General features: G+C 59.5%; 12 protein-coding genes and 3 rRNA genes. All 15 read left to right on the top strand.

The window, feature by feature from the left end; translation table 11 throughout:
* Nucleotides 1-64: 64 nt before the first annotated feature.
* Nucleotides 65-1,480, top strand: a complete 1,416-nt coding sequence (gene argH, locus D3791_RS13870; RefSeq protein ID WP_172512548.1) for an argininosuccinate lyase — start codon at nucleotides 65-67, stop codon at nucleotides 1,478-1,480.
* Between the two features lie 119 nt (nucleotides 1,481-1,599).
* The gene (locus tag D3791_RS13875; RefSeq protein WP_022875810.1) at nucleotides 1,600-2,340 is read left to right on the top strand and encodes a maleylpyruvate isomerase family mycothiol-dependent enzyme; all 741 of its coding nucleotides are present in this window, start codon (nucleotides 1,600-1,602) and stop codon (nucleotides 2,338-2,340) included.
* A gap of 83 nt (nucleotides 2,341-2,423) precedes the next feature.
* The gene (locus D3791_RS13880) at nucleotides 2,424-2,972 is read left to right on the top strand and encodes an adenine phosphoribosyltransferase (protein ID WP_022875809.1); all 549 of its coding nucleotides are present in this window, start codon (nucleotides 2,424-2,426) and stop codon (nucleotides 2,970-2,972) included.
* 174 nt (nucleotides 2,973-3,146) lie between these two features.
* Nucleotides 3,147-5,414 carry a HelD family protein gene (locus D3791_RS13885; RefSeq protein ID WP_246242116.1) on the top strand — a complete coding sequence of 756 codons (2,268 nt, stop codon included), beginning with the start codon at nucleotides 3,147-3,149 and terminating at the stop codon, nucleotides 5,412-5,414.
* Nucleotides 5,415-5,590: 176 nt separating this feature from the next.
* Nucleotides 5,591-6,910: a tyrosine--tRNA ligase gene (gene tyrS, locus D3791_RS13890; RefSeq protein WP_246242121.1), complete on the top strand. Its 1,320-nt coding sequence runs from the start codon at nucleotides 5,591-5,593 to the stop codon at nucleotides 6,908-6,910.
* A 521-nt stretch (nucleotides 6,911-7,431) separates the two neighbouring features.
* Nucleotides 7,432-8,957 (top strand): 16S ribosomal RNA (locus D3791_RS13895).
* Between the two features lie 620 nt (nucleotides 8,958-9,577).
* Nucleotides 9,578-12,714 (top strand): 23S ribosomal RNA (locus tag D3791_RS13900).
* 155 nt (nucleotides 12,715-12,869) lie between these two features.
* Nucleotides 12,870-12,986 (top strand): 5S ribosomal RNA (rrf, locus tag D3791_RS13905).
* The 16S, 23S and 5S rRNA genes sit together here, the layout of an rRNA operon.
* A 443-nt stretch (nucleotides 12,987-13,429) precedes the next feature.
* Nucleotides 13,430-15,394, top strand: coding sequence for a tetratricopeptide repeat protein (locus D3791_RS13910; protein ID WP_172512549.1), 1,965 nt, complete (start codon nucleotides 13,430-13,432; stop codon nucleotides 15,392-15,394).
* Between the two features lie 49 nt (nucleotides 15,395-15,443).
* Nucleotides 15,444-16,451 carry an HAD-IIA family hydrolase gene (locus D3791_RS13915; RefSeq protein WP_061952459.1) on the top strand — a complete coding sequence of 336 codons (1,008 nt, stop codon included), beginning with the start codon at nucleotides 15,444-15,446 and terminating at the stop codon, nucleotides 16,449-16,451.
* Nucleotides 16,452-16,453: 2 nt separating this feature from the next.
* Nucleotides 16,454-16,627, top strand: coding sequence for a hypothetical protein (locus tag D3791_RS13920; protein WP_022876785.1), 174 nt, complete (start codon nucleotides 16,454-16,456; stop codon nucleotides 16,625-16,627).
* Nucleotides 16,624-17,412 carry a TlyA family RNA methyltransferase gene (locus D3791_RS13925; protein ID WP_172512550.1) on the top strand — a complete coding sequence of 263 codons (789 nt, stop codon included), beginning with the start codon at nucleotides 16,624-16,626 and terminating at the stop codon, nucleotides 17,410-17,412. Before D3791_RS13920 ends, D3791_RS13925 begins: the two co-directional genes overlap by 4 nt.
* Before the next feature lie 74 nt (nucleotides 17,413-17,486).
* Nucleotides 17,487-18,512 (top strand): NAD kinase, encoded by a 1,026-nt coding sequence (locus D3791_RS13930; protein WP_061952461.1) that lies wholly within the window; start codon nucleotides 17,487-17,489, stop codon nucleotides 18,510-18,512.
* 116 nt (nucleotides 18,513-18,628) lie between these two features.
* Nucleotides 18,629-20,371, top strand: coding sequence for a DNA repair protein RecN (gene recN, locus D3791_RS13935; RefSeq protein ID WP_172512551.1), 1,743 nt, complete (start codon nucleotides 18,629-18,631; stop codon nucleotides 20,369-20,371).
* A 119-nt stretch (nucleotides 20,372-20,490) separates the two neighbouring features.
* The gene (gene pyrG, locus D3791_RS13940) at nucleotides 20,491-22,170 is read left to right on the top strand and encodes a CTP synthase (RefSeq protein ID WP_028268840.1); all 1,680 of its coding nucleotides are present in this window, start codon (nucleotides 20,491-20,493) and stop codon (nucleotides 22,168-22,170) included.
* Nucleotides 22,171-22,190: the final 20 nt, after the last annotated feature.

A 22,190-nucleotide genomic window follows, 5' to 3' on the forward strand; every position in this document is an offset into this window, starting at 1 on the left:
ATTGCATAAAGCTTTGCTAGAGTAGGGTGCAGTGCAAATTTTCACCGGCAGAAAGGAACAGGCCATGGCCTCGTCAACAAATGAAGGATCGCTCTGGGGCGGTCGCTTCTCCGGCGGCCCTGCGGACGCAATGGCTGCGTTGAGCAAGTCAACCCACTTCGACTGGCGCCTGGCCAGCTACGATATCGCCGGTTCCCGAGCCCATGCCAAGGTCCTGAACCGCGCCGGCCTGCTCACCGAGGCCGAGCTCACCGACATGATCGCTGCCCTGGACCAGCTGGAAGCGGACGTGAAATCCGAAGCCTATGTCGCAGCGGAAACCGACGAAGACGTCCACGGCTCGCTCGAACGCGGATTGCTCGAACGCGCTGGCGCCCAGCTCGGAGGCAAGCTGCGCGCTGGTCGTTCCCGCAACGACCAGATCGCAACCCTGGGCCGGATGTTCCTGCGCGATCACGCCCGCATCATCGCCCGCGGCGTGATCGACACCCTCGACGCCATGCTGGAACAGGTCAAGGCGCACCCATACGCACCCATGCCAGGGCGCACGCACCTTCAGCATGCTCAGCCGATCCTGCTCTCGCACCTTTTGCTGGCCTACTCCTGGCCGCTGCTGCGCGATGTGCAGCGCCTGATCGACTGGGACAAGCGCGCCGCGATTTCCCCTTATGGCTCCGGTGCGCTGGCCGGCCAGACCCTGGGCCTGGACCCGAACTTCGTCGCAGCCGAGCTGGGTTTCGACTCGGCAGTGCACAACTCGATCGACGGCACCGCCGCCCGCGACGTGTTCGCCGAATTCTCCTGGATCGCCGCGATGATCGGCGTGGACCTCTCGCGCGTCTCGGAGGAAGTGATCCTCTGGGCCACCAAGGAATTCAGCTTCGTGAAGCTGCACGATTCCTTCTCCACCGGCTCCTCGATCATGCCGCAGAAGAAGAACCCGGACATCGCCGAACTGGCCCGTGGCAAGGCGGGGCGCTTGATCGGCGACCTGACCGGCCTGCTGGCCACGCTCAAGGCACTGCCGTTGGCCTACAACCGCGACCTGCAGGAAGACAAGGAACCGGTCTTCGACGCCGCCGACACCTTGGAGATCCTGCTGCCGGCGGTTGCCGGCATGATGGGCACGCTGACCTTCAATACCGAGCGCATGGCGCAGCTGGCCCCGCAGGGCTTCGCATTGGCTACCGACATCGCCGAATGGCTGGTCCGCCAGGGTGTTCCATTCCGCGACGCGCACGAATTATCCGGCGCGGCTGTGCAGCTGGCTGAATCGCGCGGGGTGGAGCTGTGGGATCTGACCGACGAGGAATACGCCGGCATTTCCGAGCACCTGACCCCGCAGGTCCGCGAAGTGCTGTCCACCGAAGGCTCGCTGAACGCGCGCAATGGCCAGGGCGGTACCGCGCCGAGCGCTGTCGCCGCCCAGCTGGTGGAATTCGAGCGCCAGCTCGCCGACATCAAAGCCTGGGCACAGTAGGCTTCCGGGCCAGGTAGCCACCTGGCCCCAAACCTGCCTGCCTCAGCGGCCGCCGCGCGGAAGAATCAGCGCGGCGGCCGCTTGCGCGTTAACCGGGCACCCGCGCTAAAGTGTGTGCTATGGCACAACTTCTGGCTCCGGCGGAGCTTATCGCACAAGTCACCACCGCATTGGACGAGCTGTCCGAACAGCTGCGCCGGGTCCCGCTGACCGAATACTCCAAGCCCAGTTCGCTGCCGGGGTGGAGCAACGCCCAGCTGATCGCGCACCTGGCGTCCCTGGCCAAGGCGGCGGTGCGCCAGTTCGAGAGCGCAGGGGCTGAGGACGTGCCACCCATGTACGACGGGGGAGCCGAGGGGCGGATCGAGGCGATCAACATGACCGCGTTGATGCGGCCTCAGTCGCTGCAGACATTGGTCCTCGACGCGCTGGCGCAGCTGCGGGCTTCGCTGCCCGCCGCCGAACCCAACTGGGAAGCGGTCGTCGGCTACCGCCCCGGCGCGAAGGTTGCCGACATGATGTATGCCACGTGGCGGGAAATGCTGATCCACGCCACAGACCTCGATCAGATGGCGCGTCCGCCTGCCTCCTGGCCGGCCGAATTTTGCGCCCATCTCTTCCGCGCCTTGGAAGCCCGCGTGCCCCAGGGAGCTCGCCTGGTTCTGCAGCCACACGGAAAAACCCGCACTGTCTTGGGGCAAGGTGAGAAGTCCTGGGTCTTGTCGGGGACGGATTTCGATCTGGCCGCCTGGCTTGCCGGGCGGGGGATCCCCGGGGCAATCCGGGTGACTGCAGCCGCCGATGGGGCCGCCGACCCGCAATTGCTGCCGTGGCCCAGCGACCGATTGATGCAACGTTAACCGCCGGCTTGCATGGCCTGCACTCAAAGTGTGCTCATGATTATGCACGCTGGCGCATCATCGGGCGGCCAAAAGGACTAAAATTGCTAGGCGTGACTACTTCTGAGAGCATTAGCGACCTGCTGGACCGACTGAGCAAGATCGTCCCCGACTATCCGCAGCCCGGGATCTCCTTCAAGGACCTGACTCCGGTCTTCGCCGATCCGGTGGGCCTGCGCCGCATGGTTGACGAACTGATCGCCCCCTTTGAAGGGCAATTCGACATTGTCGCCGGCCTGGAAGCCCGCGGCTTCGTGCTGGCCGCGGCCGCGGCCTACGCTTCGGGCAAGGGCATGCTCACCATCCGCAAGGCCGGCAAGCTGCCGCGCGAAGTCTACCGGGACGAATACACCCTGGAATACGGGACCAGCTGCCTGGAAGTGCACAAGGACGAGATCGCCCCGGGAACGCGCGTGCTGATCCTCGACGACGTGCTTGCCACCGGCGGCACTGTCGGCTCCTCGGTGCGCTTGATCGAGAAAACCGGGGCCGTGGTGGCCGGGGTCGGCGTGGTTCTGGAACTTGACGGGCTGGATGGCCGCGGAAAGCTCGAGGGGCATCGCGTGCACTCCCTTCAGGTCGTCCACTCCTGAAATTTGCCGCCGATCGCGCTGCCCGCGCGGTAATAGTGCGCAGTGTTTCACGCCGCTGGCGAACACTGGGCGCGACGAGACCAGAGCCGCGGGGCCCGGCAACCGGAGGATTACCGGAGCGCGATCAAAGGCGCGTATCATTGTCTGTCCTGTGATTTTGCGCAGGAGCAGATTGTGAGCGCGAGGGGAACCAGGGTGACCGAGACGATCGAACGCGACTTGTTGGCTGAATCCGAGTATGTCGGGCGCTTGTACCAGCGGCTCGATGAGCTGCGCGCAGAAAAGGTCGAGCAGCTGGAGCGCACCCGGGCCCAAGGCGCCGTGGGAACCTTCCAGAACATGTCCGAGCGCGATTCCTTCGCCACGTTGTACGAGGACCGGATCGCCCAATTAGATGCGGTCCAGGACCGGCTGGTGTTCGGCCGACTCGACATGGCTGGCAAGGACCAGGGGCCGCGCTATATCGGGCGCATTGGCTTGTCCGATGAGGACCTGAACCGGCTGATGATCGACTGGCGAGCCACCGAGGCCGCCCCGTTCTACCAGGCCACCGCGCTGAATCCGCGCGGGGTGCGCCGCCGCCGCCACCTGATGCTCAAGGGCCGTTCGGTCGCCGGCATCGAAGACGACGTGCTCGATGAGACCTGGCTCGACGAGGGCCACACCCATCATGGCGAGGGCGCCCTGATGGCTGCCCTGCGGGAAAAGCGCACCGGCCGCATGGGCGATATCGTCGGCACCATCCAAGCCGAGCAGGATGCGATCATCCGCGCCGAACTGCCCGGCGCCGTGGTAGTCCAGGGCGGTCCGGGCACCGGCAAGACCGCAGTCGCGCTGCACCGCGCCGCCTTCTTGCTCTACGAGTACCGCGAACGGCTGAAGAACGCCGGCGTGCTGATCGTCGGCCCTTCCAACTCCTTCATGCGCTACATCGAGCGCGTGCTTCCGTCGCTGGGCGAAACCGGCGTGGTGATGTCCTCGGTGGGCGAGCTCTACCATGGCGTGCATGCCGTGCCGGAATCCAATCGCACCGTGGCCCGGCTCAAGGGCCAGCTGTCCATGGCCAAGGTCATCGCCAACGCGGTGCGCAACCGCCAGCGCCTGATCCCGGATGATCGCACGGTGGTGGTTGAGGGCACGCGCCTGACGCTCACCCCCAAGATGGTCAAAAATGCCCGGGAGCGCGCCCGCCATACGCACAAGCCCTACAACGAGGCCCGCGAAACCTTCGTGAAGGTCCTTGTCGGGGACCTGTCGGAGCAGCTGCGCCGCAAGTTGGAGGAATCGGCCGGCCAGTCTTCGACCACCGATCGTTCCTACCTGCCGCAGGAAGTCCGCGAATCCCAGGATGTGCGCGTGCTGCTGAACCTGTGCTGGATGCCGATGACCCCGCACCAGCTGGTCGCCGAGCTTTTCGCCAAGCCGCACCTGTTGGCAGCCGCCGCGCCGCATTTGAAGGAAGCCGAACGCGATGCGCTCTACCGCATGGCCGGCGCACCGTTCACCGAGGCCGATGTGCCATTGCTCGACGAGGCGGCCCAGCTGCTGGGCGAGTTCGCCGACCCGAATGCCGCAGCCCATACCGCCCAATACGAGGCGGATGTCGAAAATGCCAAGGCGGCATTGCGCAATATGCACACCATGCTGGAGAACGCCGGCATCGATGGCGTGATCACCGCCGAGCAAGTGGCCGGAGTGAACCAGGAGACCGCCGCGAAGCTCACCGCCGCAGAACGCGCGGTTGCCGATCGAACCTGGGCCTATGGCCACATCGTTGTTGACGAGGCGCAGGAGCTTTCGCCGATGCAGTGGCGCCTGCTGGTGCGTCGCTGCCCGATGAAGTCCTTCACCATCGTCGGCGATATCGCGCAGACCTCGGCCGCATCGGGCGCCAGCAGCTGGTCTCAGGCCCTGGAACCATTCTTCGGGGAGCGTTTTGAGCTTGAAGAGCTGACGGTCAACTATCGCACCCCGGCGCAGATCGCCGATGCCGCGGTACGCGTCGCCCAGGCTGCGGGCCTGCGCATCACCACCCCTCGGGCGGTACGCGAGGGCGATTGGCCGCCGGTGATGACCAGCGCCGAGCAGGAGAATATCGATGAGGCCCTGCTATCAGCGCTCGATCAGGAACTGGAGTATTCGGCTGGTGGCCTGCAAGCGGTCATCGTCCCGCAGCAGGATCTTCCGCGGGTCCGCTCGGCGGTGGCAGAGGTCTATGGCGAACGCGTGGGAACCGGATCCGGTGGCATGAGCCAGGACATCGTGGTGATTTCCGCCCGGGAGTCCAAGGGCCTGGAATTCGACGGCGTGCTGATTCTCGAACCGGCGCAGCTGGTGGCGGAGGTCGATGGCGGAGTGGGCGATTTGTATGTGGCCATGACCCGTACGACACAGCGCTTGCATGTGGTTCACAGCCAGCCGCTGCCACAGGGCCTGGGCTGAGCCTGGCCGGATGTGACCAAGGGCGAATAGGCCTGACTGGCACTTGTCCATGGCCAAGCGATAATCTGGAACCTGCGCGCCGGGAAGGCAACCCCGACTCCCGGCGCAAGAGCATCAGCGCGTGAATTCTTCGCGCGCCAGGGGCAGAACGAAGACAGAAAATGGTCACAGTGAGCATGTCTGATATCAAGCAGAATCCCGTCATTGCGGGACAGAGCAACGACGCATCTTTCGAGAACGTCTGGCAGGAACTGAAGTGGCGCGGCCTGGTGCACGTCTCCACCGACGAAACCGAGCTGGAGCGAGCCCTGTCTGAAGAGACTGTGACCTACTATTGCGGGTTCGACCCCACCGCGCCTTCCCTGCACCTGGGCAACCTGGTGCAGCTGCTGAATATGCGCCGCCTCCAGCTGGCCGGCCATAAGCCCCTGGCCCTGGTCGGCGGTTCCACCGGTTTGATCGGCGATCCGCGCCAGACCGCAGAGCGCACCTTGAACACCAAGGAGACCGTGAACGAATGGGTCTCCAAGCTGCAGGCCCAGGTCTCGCGTTTCCTTTCGGCCGAGGGGGAGAACGCGGTGCGCCTGGTCAACAACCTGGATTGGACCCAGCAACTGTCCGCGCTGGACTTCCTTCGCGATGTGGGCAAGTACTTCCGCGTGGGCACCATGGTCAAGAAGGAGATCGTGGCCGCGCGCCTGAACTCCGATGAGGGCATCAGTTACACCGAGTTCTCCTACCAGGTGCTTCAGGGCTACGACTTCCTGGAGCTGAATCGCCAGTACGGCTGCACCCTGCAGACCGGTGGTTCGGACCAGTGGGGCAACCTGACCAGCGGCACCGACCTGATCCGCAAGGTCCAGGGCAATTCGGTGCACGCCTACGGCACCCCGCTGATCACCAATTCCGATGGCACCAAGTTCGGCAAGTCCGAGGGCAACGCCATCTGGCTGGATGCCGAAATGTGCAGCCCGTACACCTTCTACCAGTTCTGGCTGAACACTGCCGACGCCGACGTGATCGACCGCTTGAAGGTGTTCACCTTCTTGACCCGCGAACAGATCGCGCAGCTGGAGACCGAGGTAGCCGAGAGCCCATTCAAGCGCGTCGCCCAGCGCACCTTGGCCTGGGAGGTCACCTCTCTGGTTCACGGTGCGCAGGCAACCGAGCAGGTTATCACCGCTTCGGCTGCGGTATTCGGCAATGGCGATCTGAGCGCAATCGACCTTCCTACTTTGGAATCGGTGATTGCTGAATTGCCAACGGCGAAGGTGTCCGCAGAAGATCTGGGAATCCTGAACGTTTTGCAGGCTTCCGGCCTGAGTAAGTCGCAGTCCGAGGCCCGGCGCACGGTGACCGAGGGTGGGGCCTACGTCAATAACGATAAGGTCGAGGGCATCGATACCGTACTCAGCGAGTCGGGTTTCCTGCATGGCCGATACGCCATCGTGCGTCGCGGTAAGAAGAACATGGCAGTGATCGAACTGGCCCAGTAGGCCTGAAAACCGAAGCACTACACGAAACCACCAAAAAATGTTGTGAACCAGCACACTTTTTTGGTGGTTTTGTTGTACTCGCTGAAAGAAATACCAAGTCAGCCTGCGATTCTTCACCTGCAGGCGACACGGTTGCCGATTTTGCGTCTGGTGGGAACCCGTGTAAAGTTTTATCTCGCGCCGCTGATCTGGACGGGCCGAAAAGGCTTGGAAGAAGCAGTGGGGTGAACGAGCTGGAAACGTCGAGTTGACTTTGGTTGACTTGGTGGTAAGCTTGAAAAGTTGCTCCGGAGCGAAGCAGTCACTGGTTTTTTGGTGGTTGTGGTGTCGAGAGTGTTTGTTGTTTGAGAACTCAATAGTGTGCCAAGTTTGTTGATACCGAATTATTTTTATTTGGTGAATACATAACATTTGCTTGAGGCATTGCACCCCCGTGTAGTGTTCTTGAGTGTTTTTTATTCGCCAGGATTTTTTCATTGATTCTCCCTTATTTTCCGAGGGGTTTCGGTGGCTTTTTGTTTTTTATGGAGAGTTTGATCCTGGCTCAGGATGAACGCTGGCGGCGTGCTTAACACATGCAAGTCGAACGATGAAGCCCTGCTTGCAGGGTGGATTAGTGGCGAACGGGTGAGTAACACGTGAGTAACCTGCCCCTGACTCTGGGATAAGCCCGGGAAACTGGGTCTAATACCGGATATGACTTCCTACTGCATGGTGGGTTGTTGAAAGATTTATCGGTGGGGGATGGACTCGCGGCCTATCAGCTTGTTGGTGAGGTAATGGCTCACCAAGGCGACGACGGGTAGCCGGCCTGAGAGGGTGACCGGCCACACTGGGACTGAGACACGGCCCAGACTCCTACGGGAGGCAGCAGTGGGGAATATTGCACAATGGGCGGAAGCCTGATGCAGCGACGCCGCGTGAGGGATGACGGCCTTCGGGTTGTAAACCTCTTTCAGTAGGGAAGAAGCGAAAGTGACGGTACCTGCAGAAGAAGCGCCGGCTAACTACGTGCCAGCAGCCGCGGTAATACGTAGGGCGCAAGCGTTATCCGGATTTATTGGGCGTAAAGAGCTCGTAGGCGGTTTGTCGCGTCTGCCGTGAAAGTCCGAGGCTCAACCTCGGATCTGCGGTGGGTACGGGCAGACTAGAGTGATGTAGGGGAGACTGGAATTCCTGGTGTAGCGGTGAAATGCGCAGATATCAGGAGGAACACCGATGGCGAAGGCAGGTCTCTGGGCATTTACTGACGCTGAGGAGCGAAAGCATGGGGAGCGAACAGGATTAGATACCCTGGTAGTCCATGCCGTAAACGTTGGGCACTAGGTGTGGGGGACATTCCACGTTTTCCGCGCCGTAGCTAACGCATTAAGTGCCCCGCCTGGGGAGTACGGCCGCAAGGCTAAAACTCAAAGGAATTGACGGGGGCCCGCACAAGCGGCGGAGCATGCGGATTAATTCGATGCAACGCGAAGAACCTTACCAAGGCTTGACATGTGCCAGACCGCTCCAGAGATGGGGTTTCCCTTCGGGGCTGGTTCACAGGTGGTGCATGGTTGTCGTCAGCTCGTGTCGTGAGATGTTGGGTTAAGTCCCGCAACGAGCGCAACCCTCGTTCCATGTTGCCAGCACGTAGTGGTGGGGACTCATGGGAGACTGCCGGGGTCAACTCGGAGGAAGGTGGGGATGACGTCAAATCATCATGCCCCTTATGTCTTGGGCTTCACGCATGCTACAATGGCCGGTACAATGGGTTGCGATACTGTGAGGTGGAGCTAATCCCTAAAAGCCGGTCTCAGTTCGGATTGGGGTCTGCAACTCGACCCCATGAAGTCGGAGTCGCTAGTAATCGCAGATCAGCAACGCTGCGGTGAATACGTTCCCGGGCCTTGTACACACCGCCCGTCAAGTCACGAAAGTTGGTAACACCCGAAGCCGATGGCCTAACCACCTTGTGTGGGGGGAGTCGTCGAAGGTGGGACTGGCGATTGGGACTAAGTCGTAACAAGGTAGCCGTACCGGAAGGTGCGGCTGGATCACCTCCTTTCTAAGGAGCTAACCATTATTATGGTTGCCCATGTCTGTGCCCGAGTGTGGTACGGGTGGGTTGCTCATGGGTGGAATATCAATGAACTCAGTACTGGAAAGCATGCACGCCTGATTGATCCTTTGTGGGGTTGTGTGGTGTGTGTGGGGTACTGGCTGTGGCTGCATGGTGTTGTTGCTGGTGAGTACGCAGCATGATGATCCTTTGGGTTGTTGTGGTGTTGGAAAAGCGGTGGTGGTGTTGTGTGGTTTGTATGGTTTGGCATGCTGTTGGGTTTTGAGGCAACAAGCCTCCGTCCCTGGTGGATGATGTGATCGGTTGTTGTGGTGCTGGCCCTTTTGGGGTTGGTGTTGTGATGGTTGGTTGTTTCTCTTCTTGGGTGGCGGGGTTCTTGGTGTTTCGGTGTTTGTCCTGTGTTTGCCGTGGACGTGCCGCCTTTGTTGGTGGTGTGGTTGCGGGGGTGTGGGGTTGTTGTTTGGGAACTGTATAGTGAACGCGAGCATCTTGCAGATGAGATGAGTCTGGTGGCCCTTTTCCTTGGGTCATCTAGGTGTTTGAGTCTTGTCTGCGTGATTTTGTTAGATTGTTTTATTGCTCATATCTTGAGACTTTGATGTTGTGTTGAAGTTTTTAAGGGCGCACGGTGGATGCCTTGGCATCAAGAGCCGATGAAGGACGTGGGAATCTGCGATAAGCCTGGTGGAGTCGATAACCGGACGTTGATACCAGGATTTCCGAATGGGGGAACCCCGCACCATGTTATGTGGTGTGACCTGCAGCTGAATGTATAGGCTGTGTGGAGGGAACGCGGGGAAGTGAAACATCTCAGTACCCGCAGGAAGAGAAAACAATAGTGATTCCGTTAGTAGTGGCGAGCGAACGCGGATGGGGCTAAACCGGTTGGTGTGTGATAGCGGATAGGCGTTGCATCATCGGGGTTGTGGGGTTGACATGTACCAGTGCTATCTTGCTGGTGGGATGAGGTGCAGGCGTATAGGTGAATCGGTTGGAATGCCGGACCATAGAGGGTGATAGTCCCGTAGGTGTAATGCGTGTCTGCCGTTCTAGTGTTGATACCCGAGTAGCACGGGGCCCGTGAAACCTTGTGTGAATCTGCCAGGACCACCTGGTAAGCCTGAATACTACTTGATGACCGATAGTGAATCAGTACCGTGAGGGAATGGTGAAAAGTACCCCGGGAGGGGAGTGAAATAGTACCTGAAACCGTGCGCTTACAATCCGTTAGAGCCTGGGACTTGTTCCTGGGTGATGGCGTGCCTTTTGAAGAATGAGCCTGCGAGTTAGTGCTGTGTCGCGAGGTTAACCCGTGTGGGGTAGCCGTAGCGAAAGCGAGTCTGAATAGGGCGTTTGAGTGGCACGGTCTAGACCCGAAGCGAAGTGATCTACCCATGGCCAGGTTGAAGCGCGTGTAAGAGCGTGTGGAGGACCGAACCCACTTCAGTTGAAAATGGAGGGGATGAGCTGTGGGTAGGGGTGAAAGGCCAATCAAACTTCGTGATAGCTGGTTCTCCCCGAAATGCATTTAGGTGCAGCGTTACGTGTTTCTTGCTGGAGGTAGAGCTACTGGATAGGCGATGGGCCCTACAAGGTTACTGACCTTAGCCAAACTCCGAATGCCGGTAAGTGAGAGCGTAGCAGTGAGACTGTGGGGGATAAGCTTCATAGTCGAGAGGGAAACAGCCCAGAACGCCAACTAAGGCCCCTAAGCGTGTGCTAAGTGGGAAAGGATGTGGAGTTGCTGTGACAACCAGGAGGTTGGCTTAGAAGCAGCCACCCTTGAAAGAGTGCGTAATAGCTCACTGGTCAAGTGATTCCGCGCCGATAATGTAGCGGGGCTCAAGCACACCGCCGAAGTTGCGTCATTCAAATATTTGCCTGGCTTTTGTTGGGCGTTTGGATGGGTAGGGGAGCGTCGTATAGCGGGTGAAGTCGCGGTGGAAACCAGCGGTGGACGCTATACGAGTGAGAATGCAGGCATGAGTAGCGAATGACGGGTGAGAAACCCGTCCGCCGAATGATCAAGGGTTCCAGGGTTAAGCTAATCTGCCCTGGGTTAGTCGGGGCCTAAGGCGAGGCCGACAGGCGTAGTCGATGGATAACGGGTTGATATTCCCGTACCGGCGAAGGACCGCCCATACTGAGCTGTGGATGCTAACCATGACGGATTCCAGTGTTGATGCCTTCGGGTGTCTTGTTGGTTGATGTGGTGGGAACCGATGCAGTGAGGTCAGCGTATTAACAGGTGTGACGCAGGAAGGTAGCCGAGCCAGGCAATGGAATTGACCTGGTCCAAGGGTGTAGGAAGAGTGGTTGGCAAATCCGCCGCTCAATTGTTTCTGAGACCTGATAGGCGCCCCATTTTTTGGGGTGATTCGGTGATCCTATGCTGCCTAGAAAAGCATCGGCGCGAGGTCCCAGTCCGCCCGTACCCCAAACCGACACAGGTGATCAGGTAGAGAATACTAAGGCGATCGAGAGAATCATGGTTAAGGAACTCGGCAAAATGCCCCCGTAACTTCGGAAGAAGGGGGGCCTGCCTCGTGATCAGCTCTTGCAGTTGTGAGCGGGTGTGGGCCGCAGAGACCAGGGGGAAGCGACTGTTTACTAAAAACACAGGTCCGTGCGAAGTCGCAAGACGATGTATACGGACTGACTCCTGCCCGGTGCTGGAAGGTTAAGAGGACTGGTTAGTCACTTTTGTGGCGAAGCTGAGAATTTAAGCCCCAGTAAACGGCGGTGGTAACTATAACCATCCTAAGGTAGCGAAATTCCTTGTCGGGTAAGTTCCGACCTGCACGAATGGAGTAACGACTTCCCCGCTGTCTCAACCATGAACTCGGCGAAATTGCAGTACGAGTAAAGATGCTCGTTACGCGCAGCAGGACGGAAAGACCCCGAGACCTTTACTATAGTTTGGTATTGGTGTTCGGTGCAGCTTGTGTAGGATAGGTGGGAGACTTTGAAGCTTGGACGCTAGTTCAGGTGGAGTCATCGTTGAAATACCACTCTGGCTGTACCGGTCACCTAACTTCGGACCATGATCTGGTTCAGGGACAGTGCCTGATGGGTAGTTTAACTGGGGCGGTTGCCTCCTAAAATGTAACGGAGGCGCCCAAAGGTTCCCTCAGCCTGGTTGGCAATCAGGTGTTGAGTGTAAGTGCACAAGGGAGCTTGACTGTGAGAGTGACAGCTCGAGCAGGGACGAAAGTCGGGACTAGTGATCCGGCGGCACCTCGTGGAAGGGCCGTCGCTCAACGGATAAAAGGTACCTCGGGGATAACAGGCTGATCTTGCCCAAGAGTCCATATCGACGGCATGGTTTGGCACCTCGATGTCGGCTCGTCGCATCCTGGGGCTGGAGTAGGTCCCAAGGGTTGGGCTGTTCGCCCATTAAAGCGGTACGCGAGCTGGGTTTAGAACGTCGTGAGACAGTTCGGTCCCTATCCGCTGCGCGCGTTGGAAATTTGAGAAGGGCTGTCCTTAGTACGAGAGGACCGGGACGGACTAACCTCTGGTGTGTCAGTTGTACTGCCAAGTGCATCGCTGATTAGCTACGTTGGGAAGGGATAACCGCTGAAAGCATCTAAGCGGGAAGCCTGCTTCGAGATGAGATTTCCATGCACCTTGAGTGTGTGAGGCCCCCAGCTAGACCACTGGGTTGATAGGCAGGATGTGGAAGCAAGGACTGAAGACTTGTGTAGCTGACCTGTACTAATAGGCCGATGACTTTCAACACACAATATAACAATATTTGAACTAATGATTTCAATGCTGTTCGCGTTCACTATGCGGTTACGAGACAACAACCCGTAATCACCTGAAAACAAATATAAGACGTTTTAACACCGGAAAACATGACCAAGATGTTTGGTTTGTGTGCTTCGTGATTGTTACGGCGGTCATAGCGTGGGGGAAACGCCCGGTCCCATACCGAACCCGGAAGCTAAGGCCCATTGCGCCGATGGTACTGCACTCGTGAGGGTGTGGGAGAGTAGGTCACCGCCGGACTTAACCTAATATGGTTTGAGGCCCTGACACAGTGTGTTGGGGCCTCACCTGTTTAACCAGTGCTGCTGGCTGGCCTGGTGTTGGCGGGGTGGGCTATCAGCTCGCCCCTTTTCTTGTTTAAGAGCTCAGTTCAGTGGGTTGCTGGGTGTTGGTGTTGGTGGGGGAGTTCGGGTTGTTGGGCCTGGCTCCCTTGTTTTTTAAGCGGTGGGTACTTGCCGGGCGCTCTGAACCACAATCTTCATCATCAACCTGGCTGTTGAGTTCCTTGAACTGAGTGTCTGACCACATTGACCCATATTCCCTATGGTATGGCTCCATGCTCCCGTAGACTTGACGGTAGTTGTTCGTGCCGTTGGAGCACGCTGATTAGTTAATAGTGAAGTGCATTGCGCAAGCGATCACGAAGGTTGCGGTATTGAGATTGCCGCTGAAGGGGACATTAAATGTCTAACGATTTCCGCCGTAGTTCCGATAACGGGCGAGGCGACTTCCGGAACTCAGATTCAAACCGCAATAATTCGCGCGATGGCTTCAAACGCCGCGACGATCGAGGCGAATTCAAGCGCAGCGAGGATCGTGGTGGCTTCAAGCGCAACGAAGACCGTGGCGGCTTCCGTAATGATCGTCGCGACGACAACCGTGGCGGTTTCAAGCGCAACGAAGACCGTGGTGGCTTCCGCAATGATCGCCGTGATGACAACCGTGGCGGTTTCAAGCGCAACGAAGACCGTGGCGGCTTCCGTAACGATCGCCGTGATGATAACCGCGGTGGTTTCAAGCGCAACGAAGACCGTGGCGGCTTCCGTAACGATCGTCGCGACGACAACCGTGGCGGTTTCAAGCGCAACGAAGACCGTGGCGGCTTCCGCAATGATCGCCGTGATGACAACCGTGGCGGTTTCAAGCGCAACGAAGACCGTGGCGGCTTCCGCAATGATCGCCGTGATGACAACCGTGGCGGTTTCAAGCGCAACGAAGACCGTGGTGGCTTCCGCCAGGACCGCGATGACAACCGTGGCGGTTTCAAGCGCAACGAAGACCGTGGTGGCTTCCGCCAGGACCGCGATGATAACCGCGGTGGTTTCAAGCGCAACGAAGATCGTGGCGGCTTCCGTAACGATCGCCGTGATGACAACCGCGGTGGTTTCAAGCGCAACGAAGACCGTGGCGGCTTCCGCAATGATCGCCGTGATGACAACCGCGGTGGTTTCAAGCGCAACGAAGACCGTGGCGGCTTCCGCAATGATCGCCGTGATGACAACCGCGGTGGTTTCAAGCGCAACGAAGATCGTGGTGGCTTCCGTAATGATCGCCGTGATGATAACCGCGGTGGTTTCAAGCGCAACGAAGATCGTGGTGGCTTCCGTAATGATCGCCGTGATGACAACCGGGGCGGTTTCAAGCGCAACGATGATCGCGGCAATTTCCGCAAGGATGACCGGTCAAAGGGCGACCGCCCTGCTCGCGGACAGCGCTTCGAAGATCCACGTGCCGAGGCTGCCCGCCCTCACAACCCAGGCGATCTGCGAATCTCCAACCGCGCAGACCGTTCGCAGTCTCCAGACATCGATGAGGATGTCACCGGCAAGGAGCTGGATCGCGTTGCTCGCGCTCAGCTTCGTTACCTCGAAGAGCGTTCGGCAAGCTGGGTGGCCAAGCACTTGGTCATGGCTGGCCGTCTGCTGGAAGAAGATCCAGAGCTTGCCTACGAGCACACCTTGGCAGCCTCCCGTCGTGGCGGTCGCGTAGCCGTGGTTCGCGAAGCTGTGGGCATCGCTGCCTACCACGCAGGCAAGTACGCCGATGCCCTGCGCGAATTGCGCACCCACCGCCGTATTTCCGGTTCGGATTACAACCTGCCGCTGATCGCTGATTCGCTGCGCGCGCTGGGCCGCCCGGAGAAGGCCATCGAATTGGCCCACTCTGAGGAGTCGGCGAACCTGGAAGCTGCCGTCAAGGTGGAAATGCAGATCGTCGCAGCCGGCGCCTATGGCGACCAGGGCAAGCTGGACGAAGCATTGGCCGAGCTGGAGTCGCTGGAGCAGCTGAACTTCAACCGTGCATTCTCCTTCAGCCCTCGCTTGTTCACGGCCTATGCTGACCTGCTGTCGGCTGCAGGCCGTTCCGAAGACGCGAAGCGCTGGAACCAGCAGGTCGAGGTCGCAGAACGCGCCTTGGGCATCGAGCAGGAAACTGAATCGTTCATCATGGACCTGGCTCCGGAAATGGATGAAGAGGAAGAAGCGCCTCGTGCCAAGGACCTGATCGAATCGGGCCAGGATGAGGAAGACGCTGAAGATGCCGAGGTCGCTGAGAGCGGAATCGACGAGGAAGACGGCCTGGTAGAGATCGCTGAATCCGACACGGAGGCCGAGCCAGCTGACGCAGAGGACGAATCCTCGAAGTAAGCTGTGGCAGTAGCAGCCAAAAATAACAAGTAGTAGGAACCACCACCGAATGCTGATTTCCGGATTTGATTCTGTCCTCTCCGATCTCGACGGGGTCGTATACGCTGGCGCCAACGCCATCGACGACGCCGTAGAGTCGCTGAACACCCTTGCGGAAGTGAACGTCACTTTGGCGTTCATTACCAACAATGCGGGGCGTTCGCCGATGTCTGTCGCAGCGCACCTGCGCCAGCTCGGAGTCAAGACCAGTGCAGAGCAGGTTTTCGGTTCAGCAGATGCTGGCGCCGAGATGCTCGCGCGCGAACTGAACCCCGGGGCCAAGGTCCTGGTGGTGGGTTCCCCCTACCTGCGTGAATGCATCGCAGTGCGCGGCCTGGAGGTCGTCGAGTCCCACGCCGATGAACCGGTAGCGGTCATCCAGGGGTTTGACCCCGATCTGTCGTGGAAAAACCTTGCCGAGGCCAGCTACGCCATCAACAATGGCGCGTCCTGGGTCGCCACCAATACCGATCTGACCATCCCCCGTGCAGAGGGCATTGCCCCGGGCAACGGTTCATTGGTCAACGCGGTGAAGCTGGCCACGGGCGCCGAACCCAAGGTCGCCGGCAAGCCGGAGTCCTACCTCTTTGCACGGGCCGCTGATCGTTTGGATTCGCATCGCCCGCTGGTGGTCGGCGACCGGCTGGATACCGATATCCTCGGTGGCTTCCGCGCTGGATTCTCTACCGCCTTGGTGCTGACCGGCGTGGATTCGCCGCGGACAGCCCTGGGTGCTCCAGTGGAGCAACGGCCCAACTACCTCATCAACACGCTCGCTGACTTGTACCGGCCATACCCGACCATCAAGGTGCTGGGCTATGGCGTGCAGGTCGGCGACGCGGTGGCCAAGGTCGATGCCGGTTCCATTGAGGTATCGGGCAGCGAATCAGATTTAAACGCATGGCGGGCAGCGTGCCATGCCTGGTGGCTTGCCCATCCGCGGCAAAGCGGTCATGAAGTTCCCGAAATCCGGTTTACCGAGCGTGGACTGGACACCCTGCGCCGGGTTCGGGGCTAGAGATGAACCCGCAGAACCCCCAGCCGGCCCCCGGCCCGCGCGGCATGGACGATGCGCAGGTGGAGCAGGCCCTGTCATCACTGGCCGATCACGATATCACCGAACATGCAGGCATCTATGAGCAGCTGCTCGATGGGCTGCAGCAAGAACTCAACCGTACGGAGCATGGCCGGTGAATCGGCTCGATCAAGAACTCGTCACCCGTGCCCTGGCGCGGTCGCGCACCGAGGCGGCCAAGCTGCTCGCCTCCGGACGCGTCTTGCTCGACGGGACCGAGGTGACCAAGGCTTCGAAGAAGGTCGCGCCAACGGATGAGCTGGTGGTGTTGCCCAGCGAAGGCGAAGAATACGTGTCCCGCGCAGGGCATAAGCTGGCTGGCGCACTAGATGTATTTACCACTATCGATCCCGCCGGGCTGCGCTGTCTGGATGCCGGAGCATCCACCGGCGGCTTTACCGACGTGCTATTGCGCAGAGGCGCAGAACATGTGGTCGCAGCCGATGTCGGCCATGGCCAGCTCGTCGCTGAAATTCGAGAAGACCCTCGGGTTTCGGTCCATGAGGGGTTGAACGTCCGCTACCTTACGCCCGAGGATATTGGGGGAGTTGTCGACCTGGTAGTAGCCGACTTGTCCTTCATCTCCCTGCGCCTTGTGATCGATGCCTTGGCCAGCGCCACCAAGCCTGGCGGGTCGCTGGTCCTCATGGTCAAGCCCCAGTTCGAGGTTGGTCGCGAACATCTGAACCGCACCGGCGTGGTCACCGATCCGCAGCTGCGCCAATCATCGGTTGAAGCCGTTATTGCCAGCGCACGGGCAGCGGGGCTGAACTTGCGAGGTCTGGCACGCAGTCCGCTGCCCGGCCAAGACGGCAATGTCGAATTCTTCCTTTGGCTTATGGCCGGCGAGAATGCACAGCCTGCAGATGTTCCGCTGATCGAGCAGAACGTTGACTATTCTTAGAAGTGACGTGCATTAGCTGGGGTCGAACGCCTTGGTCATTTTGCACCTCACGATCCTGAGAGGGGCCGCCCGCCTTGCGCCGAATCCTAGTTTTCACCCATACCGGACGCCAAGAAGCGATTGCCGCGGCCATAGAAACCTGTTCCCTGCTCAAGTCCGCCGGCGCCATTACGGTGATGCGGCGCAAGGACCATGAGGCCATGACCGAGGCCATCGGCAAGCCCATGGACGCCATCGAGATCCTGGGCGAAGACTGCCAGATCGACGACGTGGATCTGGGCGTCGTGCTCGGGGGAGACGGATCGGTGCTTCGTGCCGCCGAACTTGTCCGCGAAGCCCCGCTGCCACTGGTCGGCGTGAACCTCGGGCATGTGGGCTTCCTGGCCGAAGCTGAACGCAGCGAGCTCGCAGCCACGGTAGATGCACTGGTGAACCAGGCCTACACCGTGGAAGAGCGCATGACCATCGAGGTCAAGGTCTGGCTCGACAATGTCTGCCTCGCGCAGACATGGGCGCTGAACGAAGCAGCGGTGGAAAAGGCCAACCGAGAGCGCATGATCGAGGTCGTGATCGAAGTTGATGGTCGCCCGATCTCCACTTTCGGCTGCGACGGAGTGGTGATGGCAACCCCTACCGGTTCGACCGCATATTCCTTCTCCGCTGGCGGGCCCGTGGTATGGCCAGATGTGGCCGCGCTGATCATGGTGCCCATTTCAGCCCACGCTTTGTTCGCCAAGCCTCTGGTCGTTTCGCCGGATTCAGTGATGGCAGTGGAAATCCTTACCCGAACCGATGCCGGTGCCGTGCTCTGGTGCGATGGCCGGCGCACGATTGAATTGCCGCCCGGAGCGCGTGTGGAAGTCACGCGAAGCAGCCGCCCGGTGTACCTTGCACGCCTTAACACCACTCCATTCTCCGAGCGGCTGGTAAACAAGTTCGAATTGCCTATCACCGGATGGCGCGGTCCAGCCAAGGAAGATACTCGCCGCCCTGCTACTACCGCCCTTCCGATCGTTGGGCCTGGCTTGCAAAGCGTCGAGCCGCATCACCGTGATGAACCGGGAATTCCGATGGTCGCTCGACCTGAGGACAACGCGTAGAGAACGAGTTTCTCGAAAAAGTTTCCACACGCTCGAACAAAGCTACGAAAATGGGGTTAGAACACATATACTAAATTCGCACGGTACGACTTGAACTCGAGACTCGGGAGCAGGCAATGATTCAGGAAATCCAGATCTCCAACCTTGGTGTCATCACCGAGGCCACCTTACCGCTGGGCCCGGGGCTCACGGTGGTCACCGGTGAGACCGGTGCTGGTAAGACCATGGTGATCACCGCACTGTCCTTGCTGCTGGGTCGACGTGCGGATGCCGGAGCGGTACGCAATGGTGCCAAGCATGCGCTGGCTGAAGCCGTGGTGCATCTGCCGCCGGACCATCACGTTCTTGACGCCGCAAGCCAGGCGGGAGCCTTCATCGAGCCCGCCGGCGAACAAAGCGAACTATTGCTTTCACGATCGCTCTCGGCCCAGGGGCGTTCCCGGGCTACCATCGGCGGGCGCAGCGCCCCCGTGGGTTTGCTCGCCGAACTGGGCCATGATCTCGTAGCGGTCCACGGCCAATCCGACCAGATCAGGCTCAAGGAACCGGTCGCTCAACGTGATGCGCTGGATCGCTTCGCCGGCCAGTCGCTTAGTCGCCTGTTGAGCAGCTATCAGCGTTCGTACCGGCAGTGGCGCTCGGCGGTCAAGGAGCTATCAAGCCTGAAAACCGAATCGCGTAATCGTGTACGAGAAGCCGAAAATCTGCGTCTGGCCCTGGACGAGATCGATTCTCTTGACCCGCAACCCGGTGAAGACGAAACGTTGCGTGAGGAGTCAATCAAGCTGGGCAACGTCGAGTCGCTGCGATCGGCCAGCCAGCAAGCGCAGGCAGTGATCGATTCCGAGGACTTTGAAAACCCCGGCGTCACCACCCTGGTGGAAACTGCCAGGGGATTGCTCGCGCAAGCCAGCGGTGATGACCCCGTGCTGTCTTCTTTTGCCGAACGCGCCGCTGAATTGGGGATCCTCGCTTCAGAACTTTCCAGCGATCTGGCCGCCTATGCAGCCGATCTGGACGAAGAAGGCCCGGAGCGACTCGCGCAAATCGAAGCGCGCCGCGCTGACCTCAACAAGCTCATGCGCAAATACGCCCCGAGCATCGATGAGGTGATCGCTTGGTCTGCCGAGGCCCGTTCCAGGCTGGAACAGCTCGGCGGCGATGATTCGCGGATCGAAGAACTTGAGAATGAAGTCGTTGAGCTAGAGCACCGTGTTGCATCCCTGGCTTCGGAGCTATCCGAGTCACGTCGCAAGGCCGCGAAGAAACTCTCCTCGCAGGTCTCGGCCGAATTGAAAGCCTTGGCGATGCCTGACGCCAAACTCGTCATCGAGGTTAACGAATTGGATGAGCCAGGGGCCTTCGGCCAAGACGCCATCTCAATGTTGCTCTCTCCTCATGCAGGGGCGTCCCCTCGGCCTTTGGGGAAGGGCGCCAGCGGTGGCGAGCTATCACGTGTCATGCTGGCCATTGAAGTCGTCCTGGCTGCGGTTGACCCGGTGCCGACCTTTGTCTTTGACGAAGTCGACCAAGGTGTCGGCGGCAAGGCTGCCGTGGCCATTGGCGAACGCCTGGCGATGTTAGCCCGGCACGTGCAGGTCATCGTGGTGACGCACCTGCCTCAGGTCGCAGCGTATGCGGATCGCCATATCAGGGTGATCAAGAATTCGGAGGCGAAATCAAAATCAGGCGCCGGGTACACCGCCAGTGACGTGATCAGCCTTGATCAAGACGCCCGCGTCAAGGAATTGGCGCGGATGCTGGCGGGCCAAGAGGAATCGGACACAGCTCAGGCGCATGCCGAGGAACTGCTTTCCGAAGCCCAGCTTCTAGTGTCATCGCTCACCACGGCAAAGTGATTTTCAGTCTAAAAGTCTTGATGAATGGCTGAATTACGCCGACGCTAGGGCTTCGGGTGAAGGTGCACTAGAGTTTTAGAAGGATGCGAAATATTGGAATGGTGATAGGATGAAATCCCGTGGTGCAGCGTAATTCAACTCGTGATTCTCGGTCGTCTGAAACGACAAAGCATATCTTCGTCACCGGCGGTGTGGCCTCTTCCCTGGGTAAGGGTTTGACGGCATCCAGCCTTGGACATCTACTTCGAGCTCGTGGTCTCTCCGTGACCATGCAGAAGCTCGACCCGTACCTGAACGTCGATCCAGGTACCATGAACCCATTCCAGCACGGTGAAGTCTTCGTTACCGACGATGGCGCCGAAACCGATCTGGATATCGGACACTACGAGCGTTTCCTGGATGAGAACCTTCCAGGTACCGCCAACGTGACCACCGGTCAGGTTTACTCAACCGTTCTTGAACGTGAACGTCGCGGCGAGTACCTGGGCGATACCGTTCAGGTGATCCCTCACATTACTGATGAAATCAAGCGCCGTATGCGTTTGGCAGCCACCGATCCTGCCCCTGGCAAGCCGGCTCCAGACGTGATTATCACCGAAATCGGTGGAACCGTTGGCGACATCGAATCCCAGCCGTTCTTGGAAGCAGCTCGCCAGGTCCGCCAGGACATCGGCCGCAAGAACGCTTTCTTCGTTCACGTTTCCCTGGTGCCTTTCATTGGCCCTAGCCATGAATTGAAGACCAAGCCAACCCAGCACTCTGTCGCTGCGTTGCGTTCCATCGGTATCCAGCCGGACTCCCTGGTGATCCGTTCGGACCGTCCGATTCCAGCTGAAATGCGCGCCAAGCTCGGCCGCACCTGCGACGTGGACACCGAAGCCGTCATCAACTGCGCAGATGCACCAAGCATCTATGACATTCCTAAGGTCATCCACGCGCAGGGCCTGGACGCTTACATCGTTCAGACTCTCGAACTGAAGTTCCGCGATGTTGATTGGACCTCGTGGGATCGACTGCTCGATGTCGTGCACAACCCAAGCACCGAACTGACCGTTGCCCTGGTTGGCAAGTACATCGATCTTCCAGACGCATACCTGTCGGTTACCGAAGCACTTCGTGCTGGCGGTTTCGCCAACAACGCTAAGGTCAACATCCGCTGGGTTCCAGCTGACGACTGCGCAACCGAAGCTGGGGCTGCCAAGGCCCTTGCTGGTGCTGAAGCGATTTGCGTTCCCGGCGGTTTCGGTATTCGTGGCCTAGAAGGCAAGCTGGGCGCTCTGCGTTTTGCTCGCGAAAACAAGCTGCCTACCCTGGGCCTGTGCCTGGGGCTGCAGTCCATGGTCATTGAATACGCACGAAACGTGGCGGGCCTCGAAGGCGCCTCATCGACTGAATTCGATCCAGAAACCACCACCCCGGTCATTGCGACCATGGAGGAGCAGCTGGAGATCGTCGATGGCAAGGGTGACTTGGGTGGCACCATGCGCCTCGGCCTCTACGAAGCCAAATTGGCTGAAGGCTCGGTCCTGGCCGAAACCTACGGCAAGACCGATGTTGCAGAACGCCACCGTCACCGTTACGAAGTCAACAACTCGTACCGTGCGCAGCTTGAAGAAGCGGGCTTGGTCTTCTCCGGCACTTCGCCAGATGGCAGCCTCGTAGAATTCGTGGAACTGCCAAAGGACGTGCACCCTTACTACGTTTCCACTCAGGCACACCCTGAACTCTCCAGCCGCCCAACCCGACCACACCCAATGTTCGCTGGTCTGGTTGCTGCAGCTTTGGAGAAGCGTAGCTAGTCATACCCGAGCAGAGTGAA

The organism is Glutamicibacter mishrai (assembly GCF_012221945.1).
GTDB lineage: Bacteria > Actinomycetota > Actinomycetes > Actinomycetales > Micrococcaceae > Glutamicibacter > Glutamicibacter mishrai.

Coding starts and splice junctions, on each gene's coding strand:
- argH (WP_172512548.1), top strand. CDS start 65: ATGGCCTCGTCAACAAATGAAGGATCGCTCTGGGGCGGTCGCTTCTCC.
- D3791_RS13875 (WP_022875810.1), top strand. CDS start 1,600: ATGGCACAACTTCTGGCTCCGGCGGAGCTTATCGCACAAGTCACCACC.
- tyrS (WP_246242121.1), top strand. CDS start 5,591: ATGTCTGATATCAAGCAGAATCCCGTCATTGCGGGACAGAGCAACGAC.
- D3791_RS13910 (WP_172512549.1), top strand. CDS start 13,430: ATGTCTAACGATTTCCGCCGTAGTTCCGATAACGGGCGAGGCGACTTC.
- D3791_RS13915 (WP_061952459.1), top strand. CDS start 15,444: ATGCTGATTTCCGGATTTGATTCTGTCCTCTCCGATCTCGACGGGGTC.
- D3791_RS13920 (WP_022876785.1), top strand. CDS start 16,454: ATGAACCCGCAGAACCCCCAGCCGGCCCCCGGCCCGCGCGGCATGGAC.
- recN (WP_172512551.1), top strand. CDS start 18,629: ATGATTCAGGAAATCCAGATCTCCAACCTTGGTGTCATCACCGAGGCC.